The following is a 10619-nucleotide window of genomic DNA, read 5'->3' on the forward strand; positions in this document are numbered from 1 at the left end:
ACTTGTTTGTAAAATATTTATAGGGCTTGTATTAAAAACGTAGCCATTTATTGAAAATTAGGTCTAGAAAGATATAGTTTCTATATATTGGAGGCTATTATGAAAGATTTTTGGTCTTATGAAAAAGAAGATGTCCTAAAAAAATTAAATACAAGTGAAAACGGTTTGACAAGCGATGAAGCAAGAGATAGGATTGAAAAGTTCGGTAAAAATACACTTAAGGAAGAAAAGTCCACTTCAAAATTTTTGGTTTTTTTATCCCAATTTAAAAGTCCTATCACCCTAATCCTTATATTTGCAGCGATTTTATCTATTTTTACCAAGGATTATTCGGATGGCTTTATTATTTTAATAATCATCATGATTTCATCCTTCCTAAGCTACTTGAATGAGAGCCACGCCCAGGACGCAGTAAAAAAGCTCTTATCTAGCGTAAGTGTGACCTCAACAGTCTTAAGGGATGGGAAATTCCAAGAAATAGACAATACGGATTTGACCCTAGGCGATATTATCAAGGTCACAACCGGAGATATGATTCCTGCTGACTGCCTGCTTATTGATGTTAATTCGCTTCAAACAGACGAATCCAGTTTGACTGGAGAAACTTTCCCTGTTGAAAAAAGCCTAAAAATTCTAGATGCCACTACCAGCCTTTCCCACAGGGAAAATTCCCTTTGGATGGGTACCCATGTCATCAGTGGGTCAGGCCTTGCTGTCATCGTAAATTTGGCAAGAAATTCAGAATTCGGAAAGATTAGCGCATCCCTAAGCCAAAAAGATTCCGATACTGATTTTGAAAGAGGAATCAAAGACTTTGGAAACCTAATCCTCCACGTTACAATCCTCTTGATTTGCCTAATATTTTTATTTAATATAATCTTGAACAAGTCATTTTTGGAATCCTTTATGTTTGCCTTGGCACTTTCTGTGGGCCTTACTCCACAAATGCTACCTGCAATCATAAGTGTAAACTTATCCAAGGGCGCAAAGAGAATGTCCGATGAGGGAGTTATAGTTAAAAAGCTAAATTCCATAGAAAATTTTGGGTCCATGACTGTTATGTGTTCGGATAAGACAGGCACCATAACCAAGGGCAAGGTCAAACTCGATTACGCTGTAAATTACATGGGAGATTCAGATAAGGATTTGATAAAACTTGCCAGCCTTAATTCGTATTTTCAAGAAGGCTACAAAAACCCAATAGACGAAGCAATTCTAGATGGCAATACCACTGACTTTTCGCCTTACAAGAAACTTTTTGAGATACCTTATTCCTTTGAAAACAAAATATTATCTGTGGGACTTAGCTACGATTTAGAAAAGAAAAATATCATGATTACCAAGGGAGCTTTTGAAAATATTTTGGCAGTCTGTAAGACTTGCGAAAAAGCTGATGGAAGCAAGGGGCCTGTTGATGAGATAAAAAATCAAGCAACCGATCTTTTTAACAAATATTCTGCCCAAGGCTACAGGGTTTTGGCTCTCGCATCAAAAATCTTAGCCGATGGGGAAAATATCAAGGAAGAAAAGGCTTTTGATATGGTTTTTAAGGGCCTACTCCTCTTTATAGATCCCCTCAAAGATGACGTTAAAGACGTGATTTGTGAAATGGATAGGCTGGGTGTTGCCCTAAAAATGATAACCGGGGATAATAAGGAAATCGCCAAAAATATCGGCAGCCAAATAGGCCTTGACCCTAGAAAAATCTTATTGGGTGAGGATATAAAAGATTATTCCCTAAGCCAACTTAATAAAAAAGTCCAAGATGTGGATATTTTTGCAGAAATAAGTCCAAACCAAAAGGAAAAAATCATCATGGCCTACAAGGAAGCAGGCGAAATTGTTGGTTACATGGGAGATGGGATTAATGATGCGCCAGCAATCAAACAAGCCGATGTAGGAATATCCGTAAATACATCTGCGGATACAGCCAAAGATGCCGCATCAATAGTACTTTTACAAAACAACCTAAATGTCTTGCTATCTGGTATAAAAGAAGGCAGGAGGACTTTTATCAACACTCTAAAATATATTTTCATAGCCACCAGTGCAAATTTTGGCAATATGTTTTCAATGGCAGGAGCGAGCCTATTTTTAAAATTTTTGCCCCTCTTGCCTAAGCAAATCCTACTAACCAACCTTTTTACAGACTTCCCATCCTTGCAAATTGCATCAGACTCTGTTGATAGCGCTTGGCTAGAAAAGCCAGTGAAGTGGGATATGACCTTTATCAAAAAGTTTATGATAATTTTTGGAATCACATCCTCAGTTTTTGACTACCTAACGTTTTTCGTTTTGCTAGCAATTTTCAAAGCTGACGAAAGTCTTTTCCAAACAGGTTGGATGCTAGAGTCAGTCATTTCTGCCATGGTTGTCATGCTCATTGTAAGGTCAGCAAGGCCAGTTCTAAAAAGTAGGCCAAGCAAAAAACTAATCCTTGCGATAATATTTATAAGTCTCATCCTTCTAGCAATCATCTATAGTCCTCTAAACACCTATTTAGGACTTAAATCCTTGCCAATAAAGGCTTTGATTGCAATGTTTGGTATATCTTTAGCCTATGCTATAACAGCAGAAATCCTAAAGAAAAAATTCTACCAAACCAATTCATTTTCTAGAAAATAACCAAAAACGACAGGATTTTGATTTCTCAAATCCTGTCGTTTTTTTCTAATCAACAAGCTCTTTAAGCCTGCCACATATTTTGTAATCTACTTTTTTTAATTCTTCAATATTCTTAACTCCCAAGAGAGCCATAACTATTTTAAGTCGCCTATTCATTTCCTTTAGAAAATCATAGCAAGCCTCGTAACTACCTAAGAGCAAGTACCTTAGGGCCTCGCCACTGATTGCAGTCATATCTGCTCCAATTATCAAAGCCTTAGCCACATCCACAGCTGTCTTTATTCCTCCAGATCCTATTATAAAAATATCATCTGAAAGGCTCCTAGCATCTATGATAGCCTTGGCTGTTGGCACTCCCCACTCATAGAATTCTTTATAATCCGACTCAAAATCTCTCATATCTTCGATTTCGATGAAGTTTGTACAACCCTTGCCAGAAACATCTAGGTATTTAACCCCTGCTTCTATGAGCTTTTGGCAAGTTGCCTTTGATAGGCCATTGCCAGTTTCTTTTACAATTAAAGGCAAATCTAAGTTATCAACTAAATTTTTTATATTATCGTAATAGCCCTTAAAATTCTTATCCCCTTCTGGCATAAAAAGCTCTTGGGCAACATTTAGGTGGACTTGGATAGCGTGGGCGTCAATCATACCAGCTGCATTTTTGAAATCTTCAAGACTTCTTTCAGCGCCAAGATTTCCTACCCTAATCAAGTCCTTTTCCCTAATTAGGGAAAAACTTTCCTCGGCTTCCTTATCTTCCAAACCGATTGCTTGGCTACCAACAGCCATAGGTATATTTAGGCTCTTGCAAATTGAAGATAGGTCCTCGTTTATATCAGCACTTGACTCTCCCCCGCCTGTCATAGCATTTATCATAATAGGCATGGAAATCTTCCTACCCAAAAATTCGATTGAAGTATCAATTTCATCGAAATTTACATCCGATAAACTATTGTGGTCTAGGTAAATATCCTCAAAAAGTGGGTTATTGTAGCCAGAAGTTTTTAAATAATTTTCAATATGCTCATCTTTTCTTTCACGTCTTCTACTTATCATATCTTTTCCTACTATTCGCCTTCTCCATTGTCTGGACTCGATTCCACTGGTGGTTCTACACTTAGACCTGGCTCATATTCTACCACACCCGGTTCAGGAGCTGGTTCCTTTGGAGCTGGAGCTTCTGGAGCAGGTTGATGGGTCTCAGTGCTTGGCTCTGCTTTCTTTTTCTTATGACTTGGTTTTGGACTTTCCTTTACTGGTTCTTCGTATTTTGGTTCTTCATGATATTCTTGTTCATATTCAACAGAGTTGTTGTAATTATTGTTGTGATTGTAATTATAATTATTGTTGTAATTGTTATTGTAATTGTTATTGTAATTATAATTTGGCTCGTAAGTCTGAGTATTTATAGTATTTGTCTTAGGAAAGACATTCATTGGTGCTTCTTGGTTGATTGTAGCATGGTTTGATTCAGGCAAGCCTGAGTCTTCTTCCTTCCACTTTCTAAGTTTGAAATCTGCAAATACCTTATCAACTATATCCCAAGTCCCTCTTTCATCTGGTATATAATAACTAATCTTGTTTATATAGGCTCCATTGCCTGGAACAACAAAAGTCTCCACCTTATCTGAAGAAAAGTTTGGAATACTCTTAACTAGGTCAACTATAGCACTCATTGGTAGGTTGGTCTTTACATATTTAATGTAAGATGAAATCACAGTCATTAGATTCATTTGACTAGATTTTTTAACAGCCTGGTCTACCATGGCCTTTACGAAATCTTGTTGGGCGTGAACCCTACCTATGTCTCCATTGTTGTAAATATGTCTTGTCCTTAAATACCACATGGTGTCTGTACCGTTAAAGTGGTTCATACCTGGTTTTATATTTAGGGTCCACTTTTTGATATTTACACCTTCTGGCACCTCATAGTCAACCCCACCAATGGCATCAACTATATTTACAAGAGCCTGGTAATTTACCTGAACATAATAGTCTATATCAAGACCTAGGAAATTCCTAAGACTTTGGAGAGTTAGCTCAATACCACCAAAGGCATGGGCGTGGTTAACCTTGTCATAGGTATTTCTCACAAGGACTCTGGAGTCCCTTGGGATTGACAAGAGCTTAATCGTACCATCCTTGGTATTAGCCTTCAATAACATAATAGTATCCGTACGGGTGAAATCTTCGTTATTTTCTTCACCTGCGGCCTTATCTACTCCTACTAGGAGGATTAAATATTCATCTTTACTTGTTTTAACAGCCTGATCTTCGAATGTACCACCCTTTGCAAAATTAGCAGCATTTGACCTTTGATCTAGAAAATCAAAACCAACCTTGCTAAGTACAAGAGATATGGCAAAAACAAAGATTAGGGCAAAAAATTTTCTAATCTTCATAATATTCCTTTACTCGTTACATTATACCCTATCTTTAACCCATCTTTAAACTAGTTTTCAAAATATTATTAGAAAAAAATCTTAAACCCAAGTGGTCGCTTGAATATTTTTCAAAATTCATTATAATTAGAGTATTCATTACAAATGTGAAAAAAATATTTATTGGAGTTATTATGGAAAATAGAAGTAAATTTTCTTCAAAATGGGGATTTATAATGGCTTGCGTTGGTTCAGCTGTAGGTCTTGCCAACGTTTGGGCCTTCCCCTATCAATTAGGGTCAAATGGAGGATTGGCATTTTTATTGCCCTATCTTTTATTTGCCTTTATCTTTGGCAGGGTAGGACTTGCCGCAGAAAACGCCATCGGCAGGAAATACAAATCTGGACCTATGGTCGTCTACAAAGAAGCCTACAAAGAAAAAAATATGGAAAAATTTGGCACCATAATTAGGTGGCTACCGATGATAGGAGTAGGGCTCTTATCAATTGGCTATGCTGTTGTAATTACCTATGTAATCAAAGCCTTAATCGACACCATCACAGGCAGTATCTTCACAGTTGAAAGTGCAGCTTGGTTTGATTCCATATCCACAAGTGATTTTAAGGTAATCATTCCCCACCTAATCTTGATGGTCCTAGTATATTTCGCCCTAGCCTACGAAACAGAAGGCATAGAAAAAACAAACAAATTCATCATGCCCTTGTTTTTCGTACTCTTCCTAATCCTAGCTATCAGGGTATTTTTCCTAGACGGAGCCCTCGGGGGATATAAATTCATCTTCAACATGGACTTTGGGAAACTAAGGGAAATCAAAACTTGGGTCGCAGCCATGGGCCAGGCCTTCTTTTCCCTATCCCTGGTAGGAACTGTAATGGTAGTCTACGGCTCATATTTGCCAGATAATGAAGATGTCATAAAGGCATCAACTATCACAGCAAGCCTTGACACCCTATCAGCAATGATATCAGCCTTCGTCATGCTACCAGCTTGTTTTGCCTACGGATTTTCGCCAGCAAGTGGTCCAAAACTACTCTTTGTAGTCTTGCCCCAAGCCCTAAAAGAAATGCCCCTTGGCAGATTATACGGAATAATTCTTTTCCTAGCAGTAGTCTTCGCAGGCATATCATCAATCCAATCCATGCTGGAAACCATCACCGAAGCCATAGTCTATAGCTTTCCAAAATTAAAAAGAAAATTAGTCCTAATCGCCCTAATTGCAACAATTTACCTAGTAGGAATTTTTATAGAACCAATCTCCAAATGGGGTCCATGGATGGACATAGTAACCATCTACATCCTCCCAATATCCGGTATAATCGGCGCCATCACTTGGTTCTGGGTAATCAAAAAAGAAGACCTCCTAGCCGAAGTAAACAAAAGCGTAAAAGGCAAATACGGATCAGCCTGGTACTACCTAGGCAAATTCATCTTTGTACCTCTCGCCATAGCCCTATGCTTCATAGCAATTAGGTACCACATTTCATTCTAATTAGATTTAACAAAACAAAAGGCAAAACCAAAAATAAATGGTTTTGCCTTTTGTTTTTAATCTGAGATTTCAAAGCATTATAAATATTTATTACAAAATCTCACTTATTTTTTTACTTTTTGCTCAATTGTTCTTGAAATGCTAAGAAATTTTTACGATTTTGCTTCTTCTCTTCATCGCGTTCTTCAGCAGTTCCAATCTTTTTCACCATCAATTCGTGGTATCTTTCTTTCTCCTTGCTGGTCATAGGTGGTGCTGTTTGTAACAACCTCTTACTCAATTTATTTAATTCTTGATCTTCTTTTGGTGCTAATTCTCTATCCATAACTAATCCTCATCTGGTGCATACCAAACTATTTGCCTACCTTCTTTTCTAGCTTTTTCTGTTTCTTCTTGGTATCTTTTAATTCTTTCTTTTTCTTCTTCTGTTAGCACAATGTTGTTTCTTTCTGCTGTTGTTTTTCCTAATGCTATCCCAATAATCAAATATTCTCTATTCATTTCAATCCCCTGTATTATAAACTCAAATACCCTACATACCTAATCCATATCAGGAGCAAAAAACACAATATGCTTTCCCTCTTTTTGGGCCTTCTCAGACTCCTTTTTGTACCACTCAATGGCTTTCTTATCCTCATCTGTGAGTATTATATCATAATCCTCAACTTTTTCCGCACCAAGTGCTATATCAATAATTAAATATTCCCTATTCATTTCAACCCCATATATTATAAACTCAAATACCCTACATACCTAATCCATATCAGGAGCAAAAAACACAATATGCTTTCCCTCTTTTTTGGCCTTCTCAGACTCCTTCTTGTACCACTCAATGGCTTTTTTGTCCACTTTAGTAAGAGTAATATTATTAGCCTCCGCAGTTGTATCCCCCAGTGCTATTCTCATTATTAAATATTCTCTATTCATAATTGTCTCCTTGTAAAACAAAAATAACTTACCGATAAAAAATTTGGATGAAAATAGAATCATAAATTGAAAATATATAAGAAAAAATCTTTTTAAAAATATGTAAATATAAAAATTTAGAATTAAAAAAGTATTAATACTTCCATTGGTATTATACCCCTTGTGGCCTAGTTTAAACAAAATAAAAAAGCTATAATTGAATACTAAGTATCTCCGCAATTGCGGTTAGATCTATATTTGTAATAATTTCGGTGTTAGTCGTCAGGGATCATCCCCGCGTATGCGGGTAGAACTTTTGATTTTTTTGTTAATTTGATTTTGTATTAGGATCATCCCCGCGTATGCGGGTAGAACCCACCAAAAAATCCTACGACATGCATTATATGAGGATCATCCCCGCGTATGCGGGTAGAACTCTTCAACTAAAAATAAATCTTCATAAAATTCGGGATCATCCCCGCGTATGCGGGTAGAACTAAGCACTACAACTGCTAATGTCTGGAATGGGAGGATCATCCCCGCGTATGCGGGTAGAACCGACTGACTCGGTTGAAATCGGGGACGAAGAAGGGATCATCCCCGCGTATGCGGGTAGAACTGCAGGGGCTTTTGAGGTGACAAGTTTTGGCCGGGATCATCCCCGCGTATGCGGGTAGAACTGACTTTTGCTGATTTTGCGGAGGAGTATAAGGGGATCATCCCCGCGTATGCGGGTAGAACGTCCTGGATATAAATCATTAACTTTTTTAACTAGGATCATCCCCGCGTATGCGGGTAGAACTACGTATCATTACGATTTTACTATTTTGCTTAGGGATCATCCCCGCGTATGCGGGTAGAACGCCTGTAGCTAATTTTAAGTATGGCAAGAAAAAGGATCATCCCCGCGTATGCGGGTAGAACCTTATTCTCATAACAGGATATTGTGGATATCTGGGATCATCCCCGCGTATGCGGGTAGAACGATTCACAAACCATCCTCAGCTTGCTGGGGTGAGGATCATCCCCGCGTATGCGGGTAGAACATAATTTCTTATTATCTTCATCCTTTAAGTGGAGGATCATCCCCGCGTATGCGGGTAGAACTGCTTGTATAAGTCAAGGGCAATTTACGCCCTGGGATCATCCCCGCGTATGCGGGTAGAACTGACTGGTAAAGAAGAGGAAAGAAAAAGTCACGGGATCATCCCCGCGTATGCGGGTAGAACACACTTCCTTCCGTCTTGATACTTATGTCTTTGGGATCATCCCCGCGTATGCGGGTAGAACGAAATCTGTTCGGTAGATGTTATTGTAGGGGCGGGATCATCCCCGCGTATGCGGGTAGAACACTACAAGTGGTTTTATCAACGCGCCAGTGCAGGGATCATCCCCGCGTATGCGGGTAGAACCCTATCTAGAGCTTTTCTTATTTCCTTTGATAGGGATCATCCCCGCGTTTGCGGGTAGAACCCCTTGATAGTATCAAAGGCAGCTTTGGCAGCAGGATCATCCCCGCGTTTGCGGGTAGAACACTGATATAAACCTTGCTATGGCTATAGAGTCAGGATCATCCCCGCGTTTGCGGGTAGAACCAGGCCTGATGATAGGGGCAAGAGTCCAGGCGAGGATCATCCCCGCGTTTGCGGGTAGAACACCTAAATCTAGACCCTAGCCAATTTAAGAGCAGGATCATCCCCGCGTTTGCGGGTAGAACTGGAAAAAAGGTCAGATAAAAATCTCAAAGATAGGATCATCCCCGCGTTTGCGGGTAGAACAGTAAAAAGATCCCGTTTTTTAGCCAATCTAATTTTTCTTTTTATGAATTTTCATTCACTTTAATTTTCCAGTATTTTATTAAGCTTGTCTAGTTTTCCTATTAGCTTTTTAATTATCCTCGCATCTTCTAGGGCCCTGTGGGGCACTGTTTCATTTATTCCGTATTCTTTTACGACAGTTTCTAACTTATAATTTTCAAGAAATAGCTTGTCGTTTTTTACATATTTCATGACATCATAGGTCATATTTTTTATTTTTGGCTTTTCCTGTCTTTTTAGGGCTTCATTGATAAATTTTATATCAAAATTTATATTATAGCCTACCACCGTATCTTTTCCTATAAAGTCTATGAGTTCGTTTATGGCTATTTCTTCTTTTTTTCCTTTTTTTATATCTTCATCGCTTATCCCAGTTAGGTCCCTTATTTTTTCTGGAATATTTGTTTCCTGCCTTATAAGTGTTGAATATTCCTTATTTTCTTTGCCTATTCTTATGGCTCCTATTTCGATTATCCTATCATTTATCGGGTCAAGGCCTGTTGTTTCCAAATCTATTATTACATAGGGTTTGATAATTTCCTGAGGTTTCTCTCTAGAATATTTGTTGGCTTTTCTCATTTTAGCGACCTTGCTAAATCCAAGTTTATTTTCTTTTTTGCTTTCTTTGGGACTTGTTGGCGTAAATACCAAGGGGATTCCATCATAATCTATTGGTATTTTATCTGAATTGTGGGTTTGGAATTTATAACCTATTTCGTTTCTTGCGGCATAGGTCATGGTTGCTTCGCCACTGCCTACGCTTTCTACAACTCTGTCCCGAAGCTCTTCCCTTACTTTTGTGTTGAAATTTCCTACATAGACTCCGGTTGATATTTCTTGCATCCATTTTGTGAGGTCTCCCCTTAATGATGGTGGGGAATTTTTTAGGGTTATTACTGTAAGTGGCATTTTAGTCCTCTTTATAAGATATGCCATGTTTAGCATTTTCTTCTTTGTCATCCCAGAGTTCTATAATTTCTGTAGATATTTTATCTTCTTCAGATATATCCATCAAATCTTGTAGATCTTCTACAATTTTTCTCATTAATTTTCCATCAACCATCTTATCCCTAATGCTAAGTCTAGCGAGCTTTCCAATATCATCTCCTTCTCTATATTTGGATGCCAATTCAAAGGCTAGGGGAATTGTGATTTTTGCCTTGTAGAGGTCGGCTATATCGTAGACAAAAGATTTATCGTGGCCTGTATGGACAAAACCCAGTCCTGGACTCATGCCTAGAGCAACTATCACACTGTGACAGACTCCGTACAAGGACACATTTAGGGCTGAAAGGGCTTGGTTTACGGGATTTCCATCTTCAAAATCATCTACATGATATTTTCTGCATTCCAATTCACCATTAAATTTTTTAGAA

Annotated in this window: 10 protein-coding genes and 1 CRISPR repeat array; of the genes, 2 read left to right on the forward strand and 8 right to left on the reverse strand. The window is 38.2% G+C overall.

All coding sequences use genetic code 11. The annotated features are described in order from the left end of the window. Positions 1-99 precede the first annotated feature (99 nt). The gene (gene mgtA, locus RQ907_RS01935; RefSeq protein WP_311491723.1) at positions 100-2625 is read left to right on the forward strand and encodes a magnesium-translocating P-type ATPase; all 2526 of its coding nucleotides are present in this window, start codon (positions 100-102) and stop codon (positions 2623-2625) included. 45 nt (positions 2626-2670) lie between these two features. Here the strand turns inward: mgtA and fni are convergent, their stop codons facing one another. Together fni and RQ907_RS01945 are read right to left on the reverse strand one after the other, a co-directional pair. After that, complete coding sequence (fni, locus tag RQ907_RS01940) at positions 2671-3684, reverse strand: type 2 isopentenyl-diphosphate Delta-isomerase (protein ID WP_311491724.1); 1014 nt, start codon at positions 3682-3684, stop codon at positions 2671-2673. 11 nt (positions 3685-3695) lie between these two features. After that, positions 3696-5030, reverse strand: a complete 1335-nt coding sequence (locus RQ907_RS01945; RefSeq protein WP_311491725.1) for an LCP family protein — start codon at positions 5028-5030, stop codon at positions 3696-3698. Between the two features lie 173 nt (positions 5031-5203). Between RQ907_RS01945 and RQ907_RS01950 the strand changes: the two genes are divergently transcribed. Continuing rightward, a complete protein-coding gene (locus RQ907_RS01950; protein ID WP_311491726.1) occupies positions 5204-6520 on the forward strand; it encodes a sodium-dependent transporter in 1317 nt (438 codons plus the stop codon). Between the two features lie 112 nt (positions 6521-6632). Here the strand turns inward: RQ907_RS01950 and RQ907_RS01955 are convergent, their stop codons facing one another. The 6 genes from RQ907_RS01955 to RQ907_RS01980 all read right to left on the reverse strand — a co-directional run. Beyond that, a complete protein-coding gene (locus RQ907_RS01955; RefSeq protein WP_311491727.1) occupies positions 6633-6845 on the reverse strand; it encodes a hypothetical protein in 213 nt (70 codons plus the stop codon). 2 nt (positions 6846-6847) lie between these two features. Beyond that, positions 6848-7021: a hypothetical protein gene (locus tag RQ907_RS01960; protein ID WP_311491728.1), complete on the reverse strand. Its 174-nt coding sequence runs from the start codon at positions 7019-7021 to the stop codon at positions 6848-6850. Positions 7022-7060: 39 nt separating this feature from the next. After that, complete coding sequence (locus tag RQ907_RS01965; RefSeq protein WP_311491729.1) at positions 7061-7234, reverse strand: hypothetical protein; 174 nt, start codon at positions 7232-7234, stop codon at positions 7061-7063. 39 nt (positions 7235-7273) lie between these two features. Then, the gene (locus RQ907_RS01970) at positions 7274-7447 is read right to left on the reverse strand and encodes a hypothetical protein (protein WP_311491730.1); all 174 of its coding nucleotides are present in this window, start codon (positions 7445-7447) and stop codon (positions 7274-7276) included. 265 nt (positions 7448-7712) lie between these two features. Then, positions 7713-9204: a CRISPR direct-repeat array (repeat unit 28 nt; unit sequence GGATCATCCCCGCGTATGCGGGTAGAAC). 60 nt (positions 9205-9264) lie between these two features. Then, positions 9265-10203: a type I-E CRISPR-associated endoribonuclease Cas2e gene (gene cas2e, locus RQ907_RS01975; protein ID WP_311491731.1), complete on the reverse strand. Its 939-nt coding sequence runs from the start codon at positions 10201-10203 to the stop codon at positions 9265-9267. Beyond that, the coding region (locus RQ907_RS01980; RefSeq protein WP_311491732.1) for a CRISPR-associated endonuclease Cas1 at positions 10154-10619 on the reverse strand (466 nt) is incomplete at its 5' end. The genes cas2e and RQ907_RS01980, both read right to left, overlap by 50 nt.

Source organism: uncultured Anaerococcus sp., assembly GCF_963510575.1.
Lineage (GTDB): Bacteria > Bacillota > Clostridia > Tissierellales > Peptoniphilaceae > Anaerococcus.